The sequence below is a fragment of the Rhodanobacter lycopersici genome (assembly GCF_040812335.1).
Taxonomy (GTDB): Bacteria; Pseudomonadota; Gammaproteobacteria; order Xanthomonadales; family Rhodanobacteraceae; genus Rhodanobacter_A; species Rhodanobacter_A lycopersici.
Window position 1 is genome coordinate 56437 of the sequence record NZ_JBFOHK010000001.1, and the last position, 21245, is coordinate 77681.

19 protein-coding genes and 1 tRNA gene are annotated in these 21245 nt (G+C 68.9%); 9 read left to right on the forward strand and 11 right to left on the reverse strand.

Annotated elements, in window-relative coordinates; all coding sequences use genetic code 11:
• Window positions 1-85 precede the first annotated feature (85 nt).
• Both ABQJ54_RS00305 and ABQJ54_RS00310 read left to right on the forward strand, forming a co-directional pair.
• Window positions 86-172, forward strand: a tRNA-Leu gene (locus ABQJ54_RS00305).
• Between the two features lie 112 nt (window positions 173-284).
• Window positions 285-1475: a serine hydrolase domain-containing protein gene (locus ABQJ54_RS00310; protein ID WP_367852286.1), complete on the forward strand. Its 1191-nt coding sequence runs from the start codon at window positions 285-287 to the stop codon at window positions 1473-1475.
• A gap of 69 nt (window positions 1476-1544) precedes the next feature.
• Here the strand turns inward: ABQJ54_RS00310 and ABQJ54_RS00315 are convergent, their stop codons facing one another.
• The 3 genes from ABQJ54_RS00315 to ABQJ54_RS00325 form a co-directional block, all read right to left on the reverse strand.
• A complete protein-coding gene (locus ABQJ54_RS00315) occupies window positions 1545-3311 on the reverse strand; it encodes an ABC transporter transmembrane domain-containing protein (protein WP_367852287.1) in 1767 nt (588 codons plus the stop codon).
• Between the two features lie 81 nt (window positions 3312-3392).
• Entirely contained in the window at window positions 3393-4493 is a 1101-nt protein-coding gene (locus tag ABQJ54_RS00320) for an acyltransferase family protein (protein ID WP_367852288.1), read from the reverse strand.
• Between the two features lie 140 nt (window positions 4494-4633).
• Window positions 4634-5230, reverse strand: coding sequence for an IMPACT family protein (locus ABQJ54_RS00325; protein ID WP_367852289.1), 597 nt, complete (start codon window positions 5228-5230; stop codon window positions 4634-4636).
• 111 nt (window positions 5231-5341) lie between these two features.
• On the opposite strand from ABQJ54_RS00325, the gene ABQJ54_RS00330 reads away from it, so the two are divergent.
• The 3 genes from ABQJ54_RS00330 (at window position 5342) to ABQJ54_RS00340 (ending at window position 8461) form a co-directional block, all read left to right on the forward strand.
• Window positions 5342-6094, forward strand: coding sequence for a YdcF family protein (locus ABQJ54_RS00330; RefSeq protein WP_437343302.1), 753 nt, complete (start codon window positions 5342-5344; stop codon window positions 6092-6094).
• A gap of 50 nt (window positions 6095-6144) precedes the next feature.
• The gene (locus ABQJ54_RS00335; protein WP_367852291.1) at window positions 6145-6912 is read left to right on the forward strand and encodes a YdcF family protein; all 768 of its coding nucleotides are present in this window, start codon (window positions 6145-6147) and stop codon (window positions 6910-6912) included.
• Between the two features lie 112 nt (window positions 6913-7024).
• Window positions 7025-8461 carry a GGDEF domain-containing protein gene (locus ABQJ54_RS00340; protein ID WP_367852292.1) on the forward strand — a complete coding sequence of 479 codons (1437 nt, stop codon included), beginning with the start codon at window positions 7025-7027 and terminating at the stop codon, window positions 8459-8461.
• Window positions 8462-8548: 87 nt separating this feature from the next.
• Here ABQJ54_RS00340 and ABQJ54_RS00345 read toward each other — a convergent pair whose 3' ends face one another.
• The 4 genes from ABQJ54_RS00345 to ABQJ54_RS00360 form a co-directional block, all read right to left on the reverse strand.
• On the reverse strand, window positions 8549-9976 hold the full coding sequence (locus ABQJ54_RS00345) for an aldehyde dehydrogenase family protein (RefSeq protein WP_367852293.1): 1428 nt from the start codon (window positions 9974-9976) through the stop codon (window positions 8549-8551).
• A 160-nt stretch (window positions 9977-10136) separates the two neighbouring features.
• The gene (locus tag ABQJ54_RS00350; protein ID WP_367852294.1) at window positions 10137-11549 is read right to left on the reverse strand and encodes a serine hydrolase domain-containing protein; all 1413 of its coding nucleotides are present in this window, start codon (window positions 11547-11549) and stop codon (window positions 10137-10139) included.
• Window positions 11550-11638: 89 nt separating this feature from the next.
• A complete protein-coding gene (gene xseA / locus ABQJ54_RS00355) occupies window positions 11639-13012 on the reverse strand; it encodes an exodeoxyribonuclease VII large subunit (protein ID WP_367852295.1) in 1374 nt (457 codons plus the stop codon).
• 104 nt (window positions 13013-13116) lie between these two features.
• A complete protein-coding gene (locus ABQJ54_RS00360) occupies window positions 13117-14550 on the reverse strand; it encodes a phospholipase D-like domain-containing protein (protein WP_367852296.1) in 1434 nt (477 codons plus the stop codon).
• A gap of 114 nt (window positions 14551-14664) precedes the next feature.
• Here ABQJ54_RS00360 and ispG point away from each other — a divergent pair, with 114 nt between their 5' ends.
• The 4 genes from ispG to ABQJ54_RS00380 all read left to right on the forward strand — a co-directional run bounded on the left by ispG (window position 14665) and on the right by ABQJ54_RS00380 (window position 18120).
• Window positions 14665-15924, forward strand: coding sequence for a flavodoxin-dependent (E)-4-hydroxy-3-methylbut-2-enyl-diphosphate synthase (gene ispG / locus ABQJ54_RS00365; RefSeq protein WP_367852297.1), 1260 nt, complete (start codon window positions 14665-14667; stop codon window positions 15922-15924).
• Between the two features lie 50 nt (window positions 15925-15974).
• Window positions 15975-16316: a zinc ribbon domain-containing protein YjdM gene (locus ABQJ54_RS00370; RefSeq protein WP_367852298.1), complete on the forward strand. Its 342-nt coding sequence runs from the start codon at window positions 15975-15977 to the stop codon at window positions 16314-16316.
• Window positions 16317-16359: 43 nt separating this feature from the next.
• A complete protein-coding gene (locus tag ABQJ54_RS00375) occupies window positions 16360-17034 on the forward strand; it encodes a class I SAM-dependent methyltransferase (RefSeq protein WP_367852299.1) in 675 nt (224 codons plus the stop codon).
• A 243-nt stretch (window positions 17035-17277) separates the two neighbouring features.
• Window positions 17278-18120 (forward strand): HD-GYP domain-containing protein, encoded by an 843-nt coding sequence (locus ABQJ54_RS00380; protein WP_367852300.1) that lies wholly within the window; start codon window positions 17278-17280, stop codon window positions 18118-18120.
• Here the strand turns inward: ABQJ54_RS00380 and aat are convergent.
• The 4 genes from aat to ABQJ54_RS00400 all read right to left on the reverse strand — a co-directional run bounded on the left by aat (window position 18105) and on the right by ABQJ54_RS00400 (window position 21212).
• Window positions 18105-18842 (reverse strand): leucyl/phenylalanyl-tRNA--protein transferase, encoded by a 738-nt coding sequence (aat, locus tag ABQJ54_RS00385; protein ID WP_367852301.1) that lies wholly within the window; start codon window positions 18840-18842, stop codon window positions 18105-18107. The genes ABQJ54_RS00380 and aat overlap by 16 nt on opposite strands.
• A 31-nt stretch (window positions 18843-18873) precedes the next feature.
• On the reverse strand, window positions 18874-19356 hold the full coding sequence (locus tag ABQJ54_RS00390) for a TIGR03067 domain-containing protein (protein WP_367852302.1): 483 nt from the start codon (window positions 19354-19356) through the stop codon (window positions 18874-18876).
• Window positions 19323-20444, reverse strand: a complete 1122-nt coding sequence (locus ABQJ54_RS00395; protein ID WP_367852303.1) for a GNAT family N-acetyltransferase — start codon at window positions 20442-20444, stop codon at window positions 19323-19325. Before ABQJ54_RS00395 ends, ABQJ54_RS00390 begins: the two co-directional genes overlap by 34 nt.
• Before the next feature lie 114 nt (window positions 20445-20558).
• Window positions 20559-21212, reverse strand: a complete 654-nt coding sequence (locus tag ABQJ54_RS00400) for a DsbA family protein (RefSeq protein WP_367852304.1) — start codon at window positions 21210-21212, stop codon at window positions 20559-20561.
• Between the last annotated feature and the right edge of the window lie 33 nt (window positions 21213-21245).

A 21245-nucleotide genomic window follows, 5' to 3' on the forward strand; every position in this document is an offset into this window, starting at 1 on the left:
CGTGTATCGCGCGCGTGTCCGCGACGGCTGCGCCGCGAGCGCATGCTACGATCCGCGCCGCCTGCATGCAGGCATTCCGCTCGCCGCCCGGATGGCGAAACTGGTAGACGCAAGGGACTTAAAATCCCTCACCCTTACGGGTATCCCGGTTCGATTCCGGGTCCGGGCACCATGGAAACGCTGGATCACGCCCGACGGGTGTCGTACGGCTGATGCATGACAAGCCCCGCGTGGCCCGTGGCCGGTAGAATCGCGGCTTCGCCACTATGCCGGCACGCATCGACATGTTTGCAAGCCTTCGAACCAGCCTGACCGTTCTCGCCCTGTGCCTGGGTGTTTCACTGCCGTCGGCCGCGAGCGAGCCGGCCAAGCCAAGTGTCGGCCGGCAGCTCGAAGGTGTGCTGTTCTGGCCGCAGGCCGAGCGTGATGCACAGTTCCGGCGGATGTACGAGCGCTTTCCCAGCGATCGCGCGGCGCACGGCGCGCGCACGCATGCGCTGCCGGCGGGCAAGCCGCTGGCAGTGGACGGGAGCGAAGGAGCGGCAAGGCTGGCCCGGTACATGGCGAAGTACCACGTCGCCGGAGTGATGGTGCTGCAGGACGGCCGCGTGCGGTTGCAGCGCTATGCGCTGGGCTTCGGGCCGCAGCAGCGCTGGACCTCGTTCTCGGTGGCCAAATCGGTGACTTCCGTGCTGCTGGGGGTCGCCCTGCAGCAGGGCTACATCCACGGCATGGGCGACACGCTCGCCACCTATATCCCGGAACTGCGCGGCAGCGCCTATGCCGACGTCACGGTGGAGCAACTGCTGACGATGACCTCGGGCGTGCGCTGGAACGAGGACTACGACGACGCGAAGTCGGACGTGGCGCAGATGTACCTCGGCGCCTGCGTCGACGGCCGCGCGCACGTGCTGTCGTACCTGATGAAGCAGCCGCGGCAGTGGCCGGCCGGCACGCACTGGAACTACAACACGGCGGAGACCGACCTGCTCGGCATCCTGGTGCAGCGGGCCACGCACCGTTCGCTGGCGGCGTACCTGTCCGAGGCCGTCTGGAAACCGTACGGCATGGCTTCCGACGCGTACTGGGGCAAGGACGAGTGCGACGGCAGCGACACCGGCGGCAGCGGTCTCTCGGCCACGCTGGGCGATTACGCGCGATTGGGCCAGTTCATGCTTGGCGGCGGGCGCATCGACGGCAAGCCGGCGATCGCGCAGGCCTGGCTGCACGGCGCCACGCGCGAACATGCGAGCACCGATGCGCCGGACCGTGGCTACAGTTACCTGTGGTGGACGGACACGGACGGCAGCTACGCAGCCATCGGCATCTTCGGGCAGATGGTCTATGTCGATCCCGCGCGCAAGCTGGTGATCGCGCAGGTGGCCTCGTGGCCGGCCGCGACCTCGAAGGAACTGGTGGCCGGGCGGCGCGCGTTCGTCGCAGCGATCAAGCAGGCAGTGGATGCCCAACCGTAGGAGCGCACCCTGTGCGCGATGGCTCTTGCTTCGATCAAGCATCAGAAGCATCGCGCACAGGGTGCGCTCCTACGCCACGAATTGCAGCCGCGCCAGCTCCGCATACAGCCCGCCCTCGGCCAGCAGGCTCTCGTGCGTGCCCTGCGCCACGATGCGGCCGCCGTCCATCACCACGATGCGATCGGCGCGCTGCACGGTGGCGAGGCGATGGGCGATGACCAGCGTGGTGCGTCCCTGTTCCAGCCGCGCCAGCGCCTGCTGGATCGCGGCCTCGGATTGCGCGTCCAGCGCGGACGTGGCCTCGTCGAGCAGCAGCAGCGGCGCATCGCGCAGGATCGCGCGGGCGATCGCGATGCGCTGGCGCTGGCCGCCGGACAGACGCACGCCGCGTTCGCCCAGCTCTGCCGCATAGCCTTCGGGCAGGACGCTGATGAAGTCGTGCGCCTCGGCGGCGTGGGCGGCTTCGATCACCTCGTCGTCGCCGGCGTCCTGGCGGCCGAAACGGATGTTGTCGGCGGCGCTGCCGGCGAAGATCGCGGTCTCCTGCGGCACCAGCGCAATCGCGCCGCGCAGTTCGGGCAGCGCCAGCGCGCGCAGATCGACGCCGTCGAAACTGATGCGGCCGGACTGCGGGTCGTAGAAGCGCAGCAACAGCGCAAGCACCGTGCTCTTGCCCGCGCCGGAAGGGCCGACCAGGGCCACCGTCTCGCCGGGGCGGATGGCCAGGCTGAAGTCGTGCAGCGCTGGCGCGTCGGGGCGGGTAGGGTAGTGGAAGCGCACGTGCTCGAAGCGGAGCGCGCCGCTGACCGGGCGCGGCAGCGTCTGCGGCTGCGCGGGGCTGGCGATGTCGGCGTGCTCGGCGAACAGCTCGCCGATGCGCTCCATCGCGCCGGCCGCACGCATCACGTCGCCCCACACTTCGGAAAGCCCCGCCACCGAGCCGGCGGCGAAGATCGCGTACAGCACGAACTGGCCCAGCACGCCGGCACCCAGCGTACCGGCCAGCACGTCGCGCGCGCCGGCCCACAGCACCAGGGTGATCGCGCCGAAGAACAGCACGATCACCGCGGCGGTGAGCCATGCGCGCATACCGATGCGCCGGCGCGCGGAAGCCAGCGCGCGGGTGATCGCGCCGGCGTAGCGGGTGCTCTCGATGTCCTCGCGCGCATAGGCTTTCACTGCGGGCGCGGCATTGAGCGTCTCGTTGGCGATCGCCGCGGCGTCGGCGAGGCGGTCCTGGCTGGCGCGCGACAGCTTCTGCACACGCCGGCCGAACACCAGGATCGGCAGCATCACCGCGGGGATCACCAGCGCGGTGAGCCCGGCGAGGCGCGGGCTGGTCCAGATCATCATCGCGCTGGCACCCAGCAGCATCACCACGCTGCGCAGCGCCACCGAGATGCCCGAGCCGATCAGCGCCTGCACCACCTCGGTGTCGGTGCCCAGGCGCGAGTTCAGCTCGCCCACGCGGCTGCGCTCGAAGAAGCCCACGTCGAGCCGGATCACATGGGCATAGAGCTGGCTGCGCAGCGCAGCGAGCGCGCGTTCACCCAGCAGGGTGATGCAGAAGTAGCGCGCAGCGGTGGCGACAGCCAGCACCAGGGCCACCGTGAACAGGCCCACGAAGGTGGCGTTGATCGCGGCAGGGTCGGTGTGCTCGAAGCCACGGTCGATGATCTGCCGCACGGCCATGGGCAGCACCAGGGTGGCGGTGGACGACACGCCCAGGGACACCAGCCAGCCCAGTGCCAGCCGCCAGTGCGGCCTGAGGAAGGGCCACAGCTGGCGCAAGGTGCCAAGGCGGCGGGTGGGACGGGGCTGGGCGGTATCGCTCATGAATTGTCGTGTGGAACGAGCGGCGGGCCGCGATCCGTTCCACATGGGGCTGGCGCGGAGCGATTCAATCGCGAAGCGCGCTCAGGCCGCGGCCGCCTGCGCTTCGACGATTCTGCGCGAACCGGCACGGGCCAGTCGCGTGCGCAGGCGCAGGAACGGTCGCTCGATGGCGTAGTGGAGCAATGAGCCGGTGGCGGCTATCGCGAGCGCGTACATCGCGAAGGCGGCAAGCCCGTGCACGGCGGGCCAGCGCAGCAACAGGCCGTGCACTGCGTGGATGGCCAGTTTGTGACTCAGGTAGAGGCTGTACGAGATGGTGGCGATCCAGCCCGTGCCGGGCAGGCGCCAATGACCCAGCCAGCTTGTGGCGCCCGCGCCAGCAGCCACCAGCAGGGCCAGCCCCAGGGACAGCAGCGGGAAGCCGAACACGCTGGCGCTGAAGGCGGTCTTGTCGCGGAACAGCCAGATCGCGGCGCCGACCAGCAGCAGGCCCGCGCAGGCGAGCAGATTGGCGCGCCGCTGCATGGCGCCCCACCACTTTGGCTGGTAGACGTGGGTCGTCGCCAGCAGCACGCCGGCCAGCAGGCCATCCAGCCGCGTCCAGGTCGGGTAGTAGATGCTTTCCAGCCAGTCCTTGCCGTGCAGCGAAGCGTAGCCGCGCAGCAGCAGGCCCGCTGCCACCACGAGCGCGGCGCTGCTGGCGACGAGCACTCGTGACGGGTGCCGCGCCAACCACCAGGCCAGCAATGGAAACAGCAGGTAGAAATGCTCTTCCACGCACAGCGACCACGCATGCGAGAACGCTTGGTTATGCTGGTAGTCGATCAGCAGGTTCAGCGTGAACGTGAGGAATTGCCACGCCGGCTGCATGCCCGGCGCTTCGCGCCAGGCGGGAAACAGCAGATACACGGCCAGCACGGTCATGAAGGCGGGCAGGATGCGGAAGGCGCGGCGCAGGTAGAACGCGCCGAGGCGCAGCGGTTCGCCGTGGCTCAGCGGTTCCAGCAGCTGGTAGCCGATCAGGTAGCCGCTGAGCACGAAGAACAGGTCCACGCCCATCCAGCCGTAATCGGCCACGGGCTGGAGCGGTGCGCCGACGCCTCCGATCATCCACGAGTGGAACAGCATCACCCAGACGATGGCGATGGCGCGCAACAGGTCGAGGCCGGGCAGGCGTTGCATGGGTTCCCCCGTGGGCAGGGCGACGGGCATCGAACCCCTTGTCCGATGCCGGCGCCTGCGTGTGGTCGCGCAGTGTGCGCAGCGCATCGGTGTTCCTCAAGTCCGGACCATGGCGGTTTGCGGGCGCTGCGGCAGGACGTTCAATCCATGCGGCGAACCGTGATGCGGCCGCGACTGAGGTCGGCGATGCGCCGTTCGGCTTCGGCGACGCGCCGCGTGGGCAGTTCGAGTTCCAGCGTCACGCCGTCGGCGCCGAAGTGCTCCCGCGCCGGCTCGGCGCCCAGTTCGCGCAGGCGCGCCTTGAGCAGGGCGAGTTCCGCGAAATCGCAGTCTAGGACCAGGCGCGCCATTGCCACGATGGGCACGCGTTCGGCCGTGCGCAGGCACTCCGCCGCGGTGCCGCCGTAGGCACGGGCGAGGCCGCCGGCACCGAGCTTGATGCCGCCGTACCAGCGCGTCACCACCACCGCGACACGGTCGAAACCCTGGCCCTCGATCGCCTGCAGGATCGGCCGGCCGGCGGTGCCGCCGGGCTCGCCGTCGTCGTTGAAGCGGTAGTCCTGGCCGATGCGGTAGGCCCAGCAGTTGTGCGTGGCATCCGCGGCGGACGCCTCGCGCACGAAGGCCAGCGCCTGCTCCGGCGTGGCGACCGGCGCGGCCAGGGCAAGGAAGCGGCTTTTCTTGATGTCCTCGGTGTGACGGCAGGCGGCGACGAGAGTGTGTGGCGTTTCGCTCATGTGGCGCAGCGTAGGCGATGCGCGCCACGGCGTCATGCCTTGCATTACCCTCGGATCTTTGGCCGCAGGCTTGCGTCGGCAGCCTTGGTGGATGGAGTGGATGCGATGTCGATGGATGTGTTGATCGTGCTCGTGCTGCTGGGCTTGGCATTGCGCGCGCTGAAGTGGCGGCGCACGGCCGCTGTCGCGCTGTGGCTGGCTGTATTGCTGTTCCTGGCGACAGGCTGCGGCCTGCTGCCGGCGTGGTTGCTGGACAGCCTGCAGGGGCCGTATGCGCGGCGCCCGGCGATCACCTGGGCGCCGCGCAATGCCATCGTGCTGCTGGGTGCCGGTGCGCAGCGCGCGGCGGACGGCACGGCGGAGCCGGGAGAGCCTGCGCACAGCCGCATCAACGAGGCGCTGGCGCTGTATCGCGAATGCAAGGCCAGCGGCATGGACTGCCGACTGGAGGTGAGCGGCGGCGACGCGCGGCACATCGGCGAGTCGGAAGCCGCGGTATACGCCGCCGCGCTGGAACGCATGGGCGTATCGGCCACCGACCTGCTGCTGGAACCGCGCAGCATGAACACCTGGCAGAACGCCCGGTTCAGCGCGCCACTGCTGCACGACTACGGCGCGCAGCACGTGTTGCTGGTGTCCTCGGCCACGCATCTGCGCCGCGCCAGCCTGTATTTCGCGCATTTCGGCATCGTGACCACGCCGGTGCGCAGTGACTGGCTGAAGGAGCGCATGGACTGGTGGCCGCAGTCATGGAACTTCGCGGTGACCGACCTGGCGCTGCACGAATATGTCGGCGTGGTGCGCTACCACGTCTACAACGCGCTGGGCTGGAACGTGCCGGCCACGGAACCGGGCGCACCGTAGCGCCGCAGTCCGTCGGCATAATGGCGGCACCGCCCGTCGCTGGAGCGACCATGATCCTGTCCTTGTTGATCGCCCTGCTTGCCTGCGCCTGGCTGGCCGGGCGCCTGGGCCGGCGTCGCCTGCGGTTGGCAGGCGTGGCGCTGGCGATGGTGGCCGTGTTCGCGATCGGCTGCGGCCCGGTGCCCCATCTGCTGCTGGGTGGCTGGCAGGCGCCGTATGCACATCGCCCGGCGCTGGACTGGGCACCCAGCAACGCGATCGTGCTGCTCACCGCCAACACCAACAACCCGCCCGGCGATGGGCCGGAACCCGGCCCGGTAGGCTACGTGCGGGTGGCCGAAACGATGTCCTTGTACAACGCCTGCCGTGCCACCGGCATGCACTGCACGGTGCTGGTCAGCGGCGGGGACGCCTACGCCACGGGCGAGCCACTGGCGCAGGTCTATGGCAAGGCGCTGGCGCGGCTCGGTTTGCCGGCGGCCGACATGGTGCTCGAACCACGCAGCCGCACCACCTGGCAGAACGCCGAGTTCGCGCAGGCGCCGCTGGCGCGCATCGGCGCCCAGCGGGTCTGGCTGGTCAGTTCGGCATTGCACCTGCGGCGTGCCGAGTTCGCGTTCCGCCACTTCGGCATCGCGGTCACGCCGGTGCGGGCGGACTACGCACGCAATGCGTGGTCGCTGCTGCCCCTGGCCGGCAACCTGAGTCTCACCGACCAGGCGTTGCACGAATATGCCGGCATGGCCTTGTACCGCTGGTATGCGTGGTGCCATCGCGCTGGCGCGCCGGCGGAAAGCAGCGCGCCTCCGGCGGACTGACTGCCCCTGGATTGGTTGCGCCTGACACGTTGCACGGTGGCATCGGCGTATCCGGAAACGGAACCACATGGCTCTTGTGGGGCGCCGATATCCTCCCGTATCTTTGCACGGCATGCCTCGTCTGAGAGCGCCCTTTTCGAGCTTTCTGCTGCTCTACGTGCTCTGTCACGCCTTGGCGCTGTGGATCGACCGTGGCGCCGCCAAGCCGCTTTCCTACGCGTTCCTTTCCGCCACGCCGCTGCTGGCGGGCGTGGCCTGTTTCCTTCGCAGCCGCCGTCGCGATGCTGCCGCCGGCAACTGGCTGGCGTTGGCGCTGGCGATGCTGCTGTGGGCAGGCGGCATGTTCGCCGGGATGTGGCAGGACGTCATCCAGCAGAATTCGAACGTGGCGCCCGGACTCAGCATGCTGCTGTACGTGTTGTACGGCGTGCCGTTGACCTTCATTCTCGCCAGCCCGGGCAAGGATGCCTGGTGGCTGCGGCTGATCGACGGCGTGCTGGCCGCGGTGCTGGGCTACCTGTTCTTCGTGCAGACCTTTTCCTTTGCCACGATGCATGGCGCCGACGCGCAGGGCGTGGTCAACCTGCGCCTGATGTTCGATATCGAGAACATCTACATCGCCGCTTTTGCATTGATCCGTCTGGCTGCCACCGGGGGCGGCGAGTCGCGAATGTTCTTCAAGGCGCTGAGCTGGTACGCCTGCGTGTATCTGGCCGTTGCCGCATTCAACAACCACTTTGATGCAGATGTGGATTTCGGTACCCCGGTCGATCTGCTGATCGACCTGCCGTTCCTGCTGCTGTTTGGCCTGGCCTGCTCCTGGCACAAAGCCGCCAGGCCGGCGGTGGTGCCGGCCCGGCTGGTCTGGGCGGTGCGCGCCGGCAGTCCGCTGCTGTTGCCGGCCAGCCTGCTGGCGGTGTCCGCCGCGATCCTCCACGGCGAGCCGCGCCATGCGGTGGCTGGCTTCGCGATCGCCGCGCTGGGCTATGGCCTGCGCAGCATCCTGGCGCAGGTGGGGGCGTTCGAGGAGCGCGCCCAGCTCAACGAGCTGGCCCTGCACGATCCGCTTACCGGCCTGGCGAATCGACGGCAGTTCGAAGCCTCGTTGCGCCGTGCCTGGCAGCGGGTCCGGCGGCGTGATGACGGGTTGGCCTTGCTGCTGATCGACGTGGATCATTTCAAGCAGGTCAACGACAGTCTTGGCCACCAGGCCGGCGATCGCTGCCTGCGTGCGGTAGCGGGTGCCTTGAGCGCCTGCCTGAATCGCGGCGGCGACAGCCTGGCACGCTACGGCGGCGAGGAGTTCGTGGCGATTCTTCCAGTCGCCACGCCGGAAAGCGCCAGGATGATGGGCGAGGCAATGCGTGCGGCGGTCGCGGCATTGCGGATGCCGGCGCCCGAGGCGGAAACCCGGCTCACGGTGAGCATCGGGGTCGGTTTCGTACAGCAGGCAGGCGACCAGGATGCGTCGCTGTTGGCGGTAGCCGATGCGGCGCTGTATCGGGCAAAGCACGCTGGCCGCAACCGGGTCGAGCTGGGCATGCTCTGAGCCGCCGGCAGGCGGGCACGGAATGCAGCCATGCCGTTTGGCATGCATCACTGCCCACGTGGACGCATCCGGAGGCCCGGTGCAGGCTCAGCGTTTCATCACCATCAGCCGCAGCTCGCTCATGTCCTCGATCGCGTAGCGCACGCCCTCGCGGCCGAGGCCGGAGAGCTTCACGCCGCCGTAGGGCATGTTGTCCACGCGGAAGCTGGGGATGTCGTTTACCACCACGCCGCCCTGTTCCAGTTCGTCCCAGGCGCGCATGGCGTGCTCCAGGCTGTCGGTGAAGATGCCGGCCTGCAGGCCGTAGTCGGAGTCGTTGACCATCGCGATGGCCTCGTCGAACTCCTCGAACGGCGCAAGCAGCGCGAACGGGCCGAACGCCTCCATGCGATTCGCCTTGGCGCCGGCCGGTACGTTCTCCATCAGGGTGGCGTCGAGCATGTTGCCGTGGCGCTTGCCGCCGCAGAGGATTTTCCCGCCGGCCTGCTTCGCCTCCATGACCCAGCCGTGCAGGCGCTCGGCGGCGGCCTCGTCGATCATCGGGCCGAGGAATACGCTCTTGTCCCTGGGGTCGCCGGCCTTGAGTTTCTTCGTGGCCGCGACGAGTTTCCTTTTCAGCGCCTCGTAGACGTCGGCATGGGCGTAGATGCGCTGCACGCCGATGCAGCTCTGGCCGGACTGGTAGAACGCGCCGAAGATCAGCCGTTCCACCACCTTGTCCAGCTTCGGCCCCTGGTCGGCATCGACGATGCAGGCCGCGTTGCCGCCCAGCTCCAGCGTCACCTTCTTGTGCCCCGCGCGGGCCTTGAGGTCCCAGCCGATCTGGCCGCCGGTGAAGGAAAGCAGCTTGAAGCGCGCATCCTCCACCAGCGGCGCGGCGTGCGCACCGTCCAGCGGCAGGATGGAGAACGCGCCCTGCGGCAGGTCGGTTTCGGCCAGCACCGCGCCGATGATCAGCGCGCCGATCGGCGTCTTTTCCGAAGGCTTCAGCACGAACGGGCAGCCCGCCGCGATCGCCGGCGCCACCTTGTGCGCCACCAGGTTGAGCGGAAAGTTGAACGGCGTGATGAAGGACACCGGGCCCAGCGGCACGCGTTTCGTGTAGCCGTGATACCCGTCCAGTCGCGCGGCCAGTTCCAGGTTCAGGGTCTCGCCGTTGATGCGCACGGCCTCCTCGGCGGCGATGCGGAAGGTCTCGATCAGCCGCGTCACTTCCCCGGCCGCGTCCTTGATCGGCTTGGCCGCCTCGATGCACAGCGCCTCGGCCAGTTCATCGCGGCGTGCACTGAAGCGGTCCACGCAGTGCTGCAGCACCGCCTGCCGCGCCCACGGCTTGAATTCGCGCATCGGCTTCGCCGCCTTCACCGCGGCGGCGATGGCCTTCTCGGTGGCCTTCGCGTCGGGCATGGCCACGCGGGTGGCCAGCTTGCCGCTGTACTTGTCGAAGACGTCCAGCATGGCCTTCGAGGTCTGCGGCTGGTTGGCGAGGTAGTAGGGGTAGGTCTGGTTCAACATGGCGCGGACTCGCGGCTGCGATCCCGCGAGCATAGGGCGCCGCGGTGTTCAGGAGGTGTGAGGCGGGGCGCCGGTGCGGCGTGCACCAGGTGGTCCGCAACGGGGGCACCTGCCCGTCATGGACCCGCTTCACATCGCCCGCTGCTTTCCCGCGCCGCCGTCAGTCCGTCGACGCCACGATGTACTGCTCCAGCTTGCCGTCCGGCAGCATGTAGGTGGAGACGGAAAGCTTGGTTTTGGGAAACGCGACGGTGTAGGCGCGCATCTGCATGCCACCGCGCATGCGTGTGGCGCGCAGCGTGAACGAGACCGGTTTGCCGAGCGGTGCGAGGCTGGTCTGGTAGTCCCGCAGTGCGGTGGCGTCGAAGTAGCTGTTGGCGTTGGCGCTGAACAGGCTGCGGTCGACCTTGCCGTGCTGCAGGCCGGTGAAGATCGTCCTGGCTTGCGCGAGTGCCTTCGTCGAGGCGGCGTCATGCACTTCGAACATGGCCTTGGCGATGCCGGTGGCGATCACCCCGAAGGCGCCGACCGCATCCTGGTTGGTCAGCACCACGACCGCGGCGCGGTCGTCCGGGAAAATGTAGTTGCCGGCGGTGAAGCCCATCACCTCGCCATCGTGCGAAATCATGCGGTGGCTGTCCATGCGGCCGATGAAAACGCCGAGGCCGTAGCCTGAGCCCAGTCCGTCGTCGAGCACGACTTCGGTCTGCATGGCCTGCCACGACGCCGGCGAGAGCAGCGTCTTGTCGATCATCGCGATATCCCATTTGGCGAGATCGCTCGCGGTCATCGCGAGCTCGCCCGCGGCGAACATCCAGTTCACGCCTTCCTTCGGCGCGGGGCGCAATGGTCCCAGCGCGTTGCGCGAATAACCGCGTGCGTCGCCGGCGGGCAGCGCGTGCTGGTTGGTGTCGTAGGCATCGGTGATGCCGAGCGCCGGAAATATGTGCTGTTGCAGGAATTCGAACGGATCCTGCCCGGTGACCTTCTGCACGATGGCGCCGGCGATCACGTAGCCGGTGTTGCTGTATTGCCACTGCGAGCCGGGTGCGAAATCCAGTGGCTTCTTCGCCCAGCCGTCCATGATTTTCGCGGGCGTGGTCGGCTGGCGCATCATCGGCATCAGGTAATCCTGCGGCCAGTAATCCTGGTAGCCGGCCGTATGCGAAAGAATCTGCCGTATCGTGATGTGGTCGGCGTCGGTGAGGCCGGGAAAGAACTTCGCGACCTTGTCGTCGAGGCTGAGCTTGCCTTCCTGCTGCAGCATCAGGATCGCCGCGGCGGTGAACTCCTTGCTGATCGAGCCGACGCTGTAGCGCATCGCCGGCATGGCGGGCGTTTTCGGATCGAGCCGCGCGCTGCCGTAAGCCTTGGCGTAGACGATCTTGCCATCGCGCACTACCGCGACCGAAGCGCTGGGCACCCCCGACTTGGCCAGCGCCTCGTTCGCGATCCGGTCGATCCTGGCGGACAGATCGGCGGGCAATGCATCCTGCGCGAATGCCGGTGCGCCTGCCGAGGCCAGCAGCGCGATCAGACAGAACCGGCGGACAAGACCCGGGATGGTGCGCATGGACGACCTCGGCGCTGGGAAGAGAAGAGGTGCCACCATATCACCGCCGTTCGGAGCCTGTTCGGCCGGGAAAGCGGGAGCGGGTCCACCTAGCCGGCTGGCTTCGGCGGTTCGCGCTTTTCCACCCGTACCGTCAACTCCCCATCCACCAGCCGTGCACGCAGCCCGGCGCCGGATTCGACGCCCAGCACGGAGCGCAGCACCTTGCCCTCGGCATCGAACAGGATCGCGTAACCCCGCTCGAGCGTGGCCAGCGGACTCACCGCATGCAGCGTGCGGGAGGCTTGCTGCAGCGCCTGGCGTTCATGTTCCAGCGTGCGGACGATGGCCTGGCGCAGGCGTTGCGACTGGGCGGTGAGGCGCTGCCGCAGCAGCGGCAGGCGCCGTTGCGGATGTTGGGCCAGCAGGCGCGCGTGCTGGCGATCCAGCATGGCGAGTTCGCGCTGTCGGCGCTCGCGCAGCACAGCCAGCAGGCGATGCCGCAGGTGGGCAAGGCGTTCGCGGTCGCGCGCCAGTCGCGCCTGCGGACGCTGCGCCTGCAGGCGCGCGAACAGATGGTCGACACGCTGGCCCAGGGCCTGCACCCGGCGCTGCTCCAGCGTGGCAATGCGTTGTTGCAGCTGGCGCAGGTGGCGCAGGATGGCCTGCGCGTCGGGTACCAGCAGCTCGGCGGCGGCCGAGGGCGTGGGTGCGCGCAGGTCGGCCACGAAGTCGGCGATGCTGAAATCCACCTCGTGGCCTACCGCGCTCACCACTGGCACCGCGCTCGCATGGATCGCGCGCGCCACGGCTTCGTCGTTGAACGCCCACAGGTCTTCCAGCGAACCGCCGCCGCGGGTGACGAGCAGCACGTCGTAGCGGGCGCTGGCCGAGGCCTTCCGCAGCATCGCCACAATGGCGGGCGGCGCCTCGCGGCCCTGCACCGGCACCGGCAGCAGCTCGACGTCCGCCAGTGGCCAGCGGCGCGACAGCACGCTCAGCACGTCGCGGATCGCCGCGCCGGTGGCCGAGGTGATCACGCCGATGCGCCGTGCATAGCGGGGCAGGGGGCGCTTGCGCGCGGGATCGAACAGGCCTTCGGCGTCGAGTCTGGCCTTCAGTTGCTCGAAGGCGCGCTGCAGCGCGCCTTCGCCGGCCGGTTCCATGGATTCGGCCACCAGCTGGAATTCGCCGCGCGGTTCGTACAGGCCCACCCGCGCGCGCAGCAGCACCTGCATGCCGTCGACGGGCTTGAAGCGCAGCGCGGCGCTTTTCGGGCGGAACATCGCGCAGCGCACCTGGGCGCCGCTGTCCTTCAGGGTGAAGTAGAGATGCCCGGAGGCGGGGCGTGCCACGTTGGACAGCTCGCCCTCGATCCATACCAGCGGCAGCGCATCTTCCAGCAGCCCGCGCACCAGCCGGTTCAGCGTGCTGGGCGTGAGGATGTGGCGGGGCGGAGCGGCGTGGTCGTCGGGCGCGTGCATGAGAGGGCGAGCCTAGCACGTCTTTCCCGGGTGAAAGCAGCCTTCCATAACAGCAGCTTGGCGGATGTTATGCAGGTAATGTCTGATATGTGGAGCGGCGCGATTCAGTCCGTTGCATCCGGTTTGCGGCGCCGTTCGCGCCAGGCACGGATGGCAAGGTTCAAGGCCAGCCACGCGCACAGCAGGCCCAGTGGCCAGGCCAGCACCGCGGGCCACCACCACGCCACCGCCGCGAGCAGCAGCAGGGCCAGCGCACCCAGCGCCAGCGGGCCGGCATCGGCGCGGCCCAGCACGCGCTGGTCCACCAGCGCTGCGCCCATGCGGTTGGCCAGGCGGATCGCGCCGGTGGCGGCGCGGCTGGAACTGCCGCCGTCGTGATGCGCGCGCGGCGGGCGCCCGGTGGCACCGCTCAGCTTGTCGCGACGATGCCGGCGCGGACTCAGCACGATTTCGGTGGCGTGGGCGAGGTCGCGCTCGTACTGCGCAGCGAGTTGCGCGGTGAAGCCGGCGTCCTCGATCGCCACGTCGATCTCGCGGTTGCTCAGCCAGCTGGCAAGGTTGAGATTGGAGGAACCCACGCGCGCCCACTGGCCGTCGGCCACCGCCGTCTTGGCGTGCAGCATCGAGCCGTTCCACTCGAACACGCGGATGCCGGCCTGCAGCAGCGGCCGGTAGCCCGAGCGCGACAGGCTGGCCACCATGGGAATGTCGCTGCTGCCGGGTACCAGCAGGCGCACGTCCACACCGTCGCGCGCAGCAGCCGTCAGCGCCTGTACGTAGGGCGCGGTGCCCACGAAGTAGGCATCGGTGAGCCACAGTGTGCGGCGCGCCAGCGCGGCGATCATCTGGTCGAGCCGGTAGATGCCGGCGCTGGACGGCTGGGTGGCGATCAGGCGCAGGGCCACGTCGCCGGCCGCGCCGGGCCCGGTCGGCGCGAGGGCGGGCAGCCCGGCGCCGGTCTCGGCCCAACTGTGCGCGAACGCCGTCTGCATCTCCGCCACCACCGGGCCGCGCAACGCCACGCCGGTGTCACGCCACGGCGACACGCCACGCCGTGCATCGCCCAGCCATTTCGCGCTGATGCATACGCCGGAGAGGAAGCCCTGCGTGCCGTCCACCACCAGCAGCTTGCGGTGGTCGCGGCTGATCCAGCCGAACGGCTGTCCCAGCTTCGGCGGGTTGAAGATGCGCACCTGGCCGCCGGCCGCGCGCAGCGGCTGCCAGAACGCGCGGCCCGAGGCGCCGAGGCAACCCATCCAGTCGGCCACCACGGCCACGAACACGCCGGATCGCGCGCGCTCGGCCAGCGCGTCGCGGAACGCGCGGCCGATCTCATCGTCGCGGATGATGTAGTTCTCCAGCAGCACGTGCTGTCGCGCGCTGCTGACCGCTTCCAGCCACGCGGCGAAATGCGCCTCGCCGTCGATCAGCAGCTCCACCGCGTTGCCGCCCAGCAGCGGCGCGCCCGCGCTGCGGCTCAGCGCCTGTTCGGCCAGCAGGCGGGTGGCGGGGGACAGCAGCGGCGAAGTCGCGGGCATGGCGGGAGTGTGCCATGCCGGGCGATCCGGTTTCGCCGTGCGGTCATGGGCATTCCGTTATGCTTGTCGCCTGCGCCGCGACGTCGAGCGGCGGAATCTTTCCCGGTTGCCTGCATGAACGAATCTTCTACCCCGAAACCGCGCGAAGCCGAGCCGGCGGCGCGTCGCCCCAGCGTTGGCGTGCAGATCGGCAAGGTGACGGTGGGCGGCGGCGCACCCATCGTGGTGCAGTCGATGACGAACACCGATACCGAGGATCCGGCCGCCACCGCGAAGCAGATCGCCGAACTGGCCCGCGCCGGTTCCGAACTGGTGCGCATCACGGTGAACACGCCGGCCGCTGCCGCGGCGGTGCCGCGCATCGCCGAGCGGCTGGCGATGATGGGCGTGGAGGTGCCGATCATCGGCGACTTCCACTACAACGGCCACCAGCTGCTGGAGCACGAGCCGGCCTGCGCCGAGGCGCTGGCGAAGTACCGCATCAATCCCGGCAACGTGGGCTTCGGCAAGAAGAAGGACGCGCAGTTCGGCGCGATCATCGAGAAGGCGATCCAGTACGGCAAGCCGGTGCGCATCGGCGCGAACTGGGGCTCGCTGGACCAGAGCATGGTCGCCACGCTGATGGACGAGAACCACGCGCGCGCCGAGCCGTGGGACGCCGGCCACGTGGCGCGCGAGGCGCTGATCCGCTCGGCGCTGGATTCCGCCGTGCTGGCCGAGAAGATCGGCCTGCCGCGCGACCGCATCATCCTGTCGTGCAAGGTGTCCGGCGTGCAGGAGCTGATCGCGGTGTACCGCGACCTGGCGGCACGCTGCGACTATGCCTTGCACCTGGGCCTGACCGAGGCTGGCATGGGCTCCAAGGGCATCACCGCTTCGAGCGCAGCTCTCGCCGTGTTGCTGCAGGAAGGCATCGGCGACACCATCCGCATCTCGCTCACGCCGGAGCCGGGCGCTTCGCGTACCGGCGAGGTGATCGTGGCGCAGGAACTGCTGCAGACCATGGGCCTGCGCTCGTTCACGCCGCTGGTCACCGCTTGCCCGGGCTGCGGCCGCACCACCAGCGAGTTCTTCCAGGAACTGGCGAAGACCGTGCAGGAACACGTGCGTGCACAGATGCCGGCGTGGCGGGTGAAGTACGACGGCGTGGAGAACCTCACGCTGGCGGTGATGGGCTGCGTGGTGAACGGGCCGGGCGAGTCGAAGCACGCCAATATCGGTATCTCGCTGCCGGGCAACGGCGAGGCGCCGGCGGCGCCGGTGTTCATCGACGGCGAGAAGGCGATGACCCTGCGCGGCGACCACATCGCCAGCGAGTTCGTCAGCATCCTCGACGACTACGTGGCGCGCAAGTACGCCAGCCGCGCCGGCTGAATGTGACCGATCCACTTCAAGATTTCGATGACGACACGCTGGAACCGGGCATGAGCGAGCTGCCCCATTGCCCGATGTGCAACTCCGCCTACACCTACGAGGACGGCGGCCTGCTGGTCTGCCCCGAGTGTGCGCACGAATGGTCGAGGGAGGCGGAAGCCGCCGCCGAGGGCGACGGGCTGGTGGTGAAGGACGCCAACGGCAACCGCCTGGCCGACGGCGACAGCGTCGCGGTAATCAAGGACCTCAAGGTCAAGGGCTCGTCCCTCGTGGTCAAGGTCGGCACCAAGGTCAAGAACATCCGCCTGGTGGAAGGCGACCACGACATCGACTGCAGGATCGACGGCATCGGCCCGATGAAGCTGAAGTCGGAGTTCGTGCGCAAGGCCTGAACTGCCGCCCGCACCTGCTGCGGGTGAATCCGGCGAGGTGCAAGTGGACGAGCGCGAGCAAGCCATTCTCGAAGCCTGGCACGCCAACGCCGCGCCGTGGACGCGCGCGGTACGCGAACAGGCCATTGCCAGCCGCCGGCTGGCCACCGATCGCGCCATCCTCGACGCCGTGCTGGCGCACCGGCCGCGCCGCGTCATCGACCTCGGCTGTGGCGAGGGCTGGCTGGTGCGTGGGCTGGCGGAGCAGGGCGTCGACGTGCTCGGCATCGACGCGGTACCGGCGCTGGTCGAGGCGGCGCGCGCCGCTGGTGGCGGCCGTTTCCTCGAGATGGACTACGCCGACGTGGCGAACGGTGCACTGCGCGAACGCGCCGATGTGGTGGCCTGCAACTTTTCCCTGTTTGGCGGCGAATCCGTCGATGCCCTGCTGCGCACTGTGCCATCCCTGCTCACGCCGGGCGGCGTGCTGGTCGTGCAGACCCTGCATCCGTTCGTTGCCTGTGGCGACGATGCTTACGCCGATGGTTGGCGCGCAGGGTCGTGGGTCGGTTGCGGCGAAGGCTTCGGGCAGGCCGCGCCATGGTATTTCCGCACGCTGGCGGGTTGGCTCGATGCATTGACGCAGGCCGGCCTGCAACTCAGGCGCATGGTCGAGCCGTTGCACCCGCCGACAGGGAAGCCGGCATCGGTGATCCTGATGGCCGAAGCCCGGCGCTGAACCGGACCGCATCGGGCCACCGTCCGTCCGCATTTGGAGACTGTTCAAAGTCTTCTCCCCAACTTGCGGCAGGCGTCCGAAACTGCCTCGTCGCTTGCGATGGAGCTGCCCCTCTCCGGCCAACGGGAGAGGCGGCACTGGAGGCTGCTGAGACGCCCATCGCAGGATCGGATATCGTGCCTCGACCGCCGTGCGGAAGCGTGGCGGAATACGCCTTTCAGCCAGGCCAGGGGGAACGCTGACATGCGGACGAGTCCGCCGCTGCGCATTGCGGGCATCTACGTGCTGGTCGCTGCCGTGTGGATCTGGTGCTCCGACCGCGTCGTCGGCCTGCTGGTGTCCGATGCGGATCTGCGCATGGAGCTGCAGACGCTCAAGGGCTGGTTCTTCGTGCTGGTCACCGGCGCGATGCTGTTCTGGATGATCCGCCATGACGTGCGGCGCCTGGAGCGCAGCAACCGCCGCCTGCGCGCGGGGCGCGAGCAGGCGCTGCGCGTGCTGGTGGCTGCGATGGACGTGCGCCACCAGGAGACCGGCCACCATTCCGAGCGCGTGGCGCGCATGGCGGCGGAACTCGCGCGGCTGGACGGGGTGCAGGGCCGTGTGCTCGACGAGCTGCGGCTGGGGGCGCTGCTGCACGACATCGGCAAGCTGGCGCTGCCCGACACGATCCTCACCAAGCCGGGCCCGCTGGACGAGGAAGAGCGGGCGCTGATGCGCCAGCATCCGAGGATCGGTCATGAACTGCTGCAGCAGGTGGACTTCCTGCGCGGGTCCAGCGACGTGCCGTACAGCCACCACGAGCGCTGGGACGGCGGCGGCTATCCGCAGGGACTGCGCGGCGAGGAGATCCCGCTGGCCGCGCGCATCTTCAGCGTGATCGATGTCTGGGACGCGCTGATCACCGAACGCGTCTACAAGCCGGCCTGGCCGGAGGACCGTGTGCTCGACTATCTGCGCGAGGTCGCGGGCAGCCAGCTCGACCCGCGGCTGGTCGGGCTGTTCCTCGACAACTACGCGACCTTGAAGCGATTGGCGGCAACGCCGGACGTGGTGCCGGCCATTTCGCCTCAGCCCGTCGCCTGAATCCCGGCGGGCTGGAGCAGCAATGCCTCGGCATCGGCCCAATTGCCCACGCGGCCGGGCAGGGAGGCAAGTCGCGCCACCTCATGCAGAAAGCGTTCGCGCGGTATCTCCCCGGCGCCCAGGCCCAGGGTGTGCGCATTGGCTACCTGCGCGTCGATCAGCGGCCAGCCCCATTGCCGCAGCAGCCCGGCCAGTGCCATCAGGGCGAGCTTGGAGCCGCCGCTCTCGGCGCTGAACATCGACTCGCCGCAGAACAGCTGGCCCACCGCCACACCGTAGATGCCGCCCACCAGCCGCGCGCCGTCCCATACCTCCACGCTGTGCGCGTGGCCCAGCCGGTGCAGTTGGGTGTAGGCCTCGATCATGTCGAACAGGATCCAGGTGCCCGCATGGCCATCGCGCGGCGCGGCGCAGGCACGGATCACCGCCTCGAACGCACGATCCACGCTCACCCGCCACGATTTGCCGCGCAGTTGCCGGCGCAGGCTGCGGTTGATGCGCAGCGACTCGGTGTAGAACACGCAACGCGGATCAGGCGACCACCACAGGATCGGCTCCTGCTCGCCGAACCACGGGAAGATGCCGCGGCCATAGGCCGCCAGCAACCGCTCGGGCGAAAGGTCGCCGCCGAACGCAAGCAGCCCGTTCGGTTCGGGCAGCGCGCTGCGCGGATCGGGAAAGCGTTCCGGAGCAGCGGGATCGAGCAGGGGCAGGCGGATCATTGCCGATCAGCGTGATGGCCAGGAATCGAATCTACCGCTTGCGGACGAAGCTGCGCATGGTCAGGCCCATGCTGGTGCGAAAGGCTGCCGGTCGCGGCATGCCTTCGTCAGCCGCCACGAAGACGAAATGATCGCCTTCGAGCCGATAGATGGCGGGCAGCTGCTTGCCTGCATCCGCTCCGATCGAATCGACCCAGGTGATGGACCTTGGCGTGGTGGATGCGTCGAACGTGAAGCCGCCTTCCAGCAGCAGTTCGCCCGCGACGGTGCGCACCTCGAAACGGTTGCCGTGGATCGAGGTGAGTGCGCCGGGGGCACCGTGATCGTCGGGTGGATCGGTTACGCCATTTTCCTCGAAGCCGACTTGCTCCCAGATGCCTTGCAGGGCGGCCAGATCGTCTGCGGAATCATTCGGGCGCATGTTGTCAGGCAGCGATGCCATGTCGATCCTTGGGTTGCGTGCCGCGCCATGATGGCATGTCAGTGCCGGGCATAGGGGCTGTGTGCCATGCATTCGCCTGCGTAGAGATCCATCGATGCGGCCTCCTGTTGCAGCGCCTCGCGCACGGCGGCGCGAAAGCCCTCGTGCAGGATCAGGTGTCGCGAACGGGTGAGCACGGGAAGAAAGCCGCGCGCCAGCTTGTGCTCGCCCTGCGCGCCGGGTTCGAAGCGTTGCAGGCCCCGGGCGATCGCGTGTTCGATGCCGCGGTAGTAGCACAGCTCGAAATGCAGGCCCGGCAGCTCGACGCGGCTGCCCCAGTATCGGCCGTACAGCACGCCATCCCCCTCGAGGAACAGCGCCATTGCCGCGATGCCGGCCTCGTCGTGCGCCAGTGCCAGCTGTGCCATGCCGCCCAGCGTGCCAAGCCGGCGGAAGAAATCCGCGGTGAGCGCGGCATGGTTGCCCTTGGCGTCGAAGGTGGCGAGGTAGAGCGCATGCACCGCATTCCACTCGGCCTCGTCCAGCGTATCGCCGCCGCGCCATTCCACGCGCAGGCCGCCGGCGGCAACGCTGGCACGCTCGTGGCGGATGTTCGCGCGCTTCTTGTGGTTGAGCGCGGCGAGGAAATCGCCGAAGTCGCGCCAGCCGCGGTTGTGCCAGTGGAACTGCACGTCCGAGCGTGCCAGCCAGTCCGCGTCGAACGCGGCGGCTTCATCGTCGAGGAGGAAGTTGGCGTGTATCGATGACAGCCGCAGGCGTTCCACCTCACGACGCATCGCAGCCACCAGGGCGTGTTGCAATCCGATGCTGCCGCCGGCAAGCAGGCGCGGGCCGGTCACCGGCGAGTAGGGCACGCCGCAGAGCAGCTTGGGATAGTAGTCGCCACCGGCGCGCTCCCAGGCGGCGGCCCAGCTCCAGTCGAACACGAACTCGCCGTGCGAGTTGCCCTTGAGGTAGAGCGGCGCGGCAGCAACCAGCCGGTCGCGTACGTACAGGCCAAGGTGGTGCGCCTGCCAGCCCCAGTCCGGGCGGATACAGCCGCTGTCTTCCAGTGCGTGCAGGAAGGCGTGGGTCAGGAAGGGATTGCCGTCTGGGCGCAGCGCATCCCAGTCGGCAACGGGAATCTCGGCGATGCGTCGGTGGAAGCGTGCTTCGGGCATGCAGGCGATATTAGCCACTGCAGGAGCGCACCCTGTGCGCGATTGGCTCTGGCGGTTTGACCGGAGCCGAAAGCCAATCGCGCACAGGGTGTGCTCCTACGGGGAATGCGTTGCCTAGTGCAACGCCGGCAACTGCGCGGCGAGCATCTGCACGAAGGCGTCGGGGCGGCCGTAGTAGTGGTGGTGCGGCAGCAGCGCGCGGCGTCCGTCGATTTCCAGCAGCAGGGTGGGGAAGCCCTGGCCGCCCACTTCGTCCAGCAGGCGGCGGCTGGCCTCGACGTGTTCGAACACGGCATGGCCGTCGGCGGCGGCGAAGGCCAGCGCAAAACGCACGCCGTCCAGCCCGATTTCCTCGGCCAGTTCGGCGAGCACGGCGGGTTCGACCACGCGCAGGCCGCGCTGGTAGTGCGCGTTCTGGATCGCCACCAGCATCGGGTAGGCCCTCGCGGCATCCAGCGACCCGGCGGCCAGCATGGCGGCGATCGGCGGCAGCGAATACAGCACGGTGCCGTCGTCGGCCAGCAGGCCCTGTTTGTAGGCCTCGCCGAACGGCTGGCCGCTGAGCTGGGCGATGCGCTCGTCGGAGTGCACGATGTGCTGCGCCAGCTCGGCATCGACATGGCGCGGCTCGCCGAACAGTCCACCGCCGTGCAGGCGCAGCGCGAGGCGGTCACCCAGCTGCGCTTGCACCGCGCCCACCAGCGGCTGTGCGGCGTAGCACCAGCCGCACAGCGGGTCGTGGATGTAGTGCAGCGTGGCGGTGCTCATGTTTCGTTCTTCGCCCTGATTAGCCTCAATTCC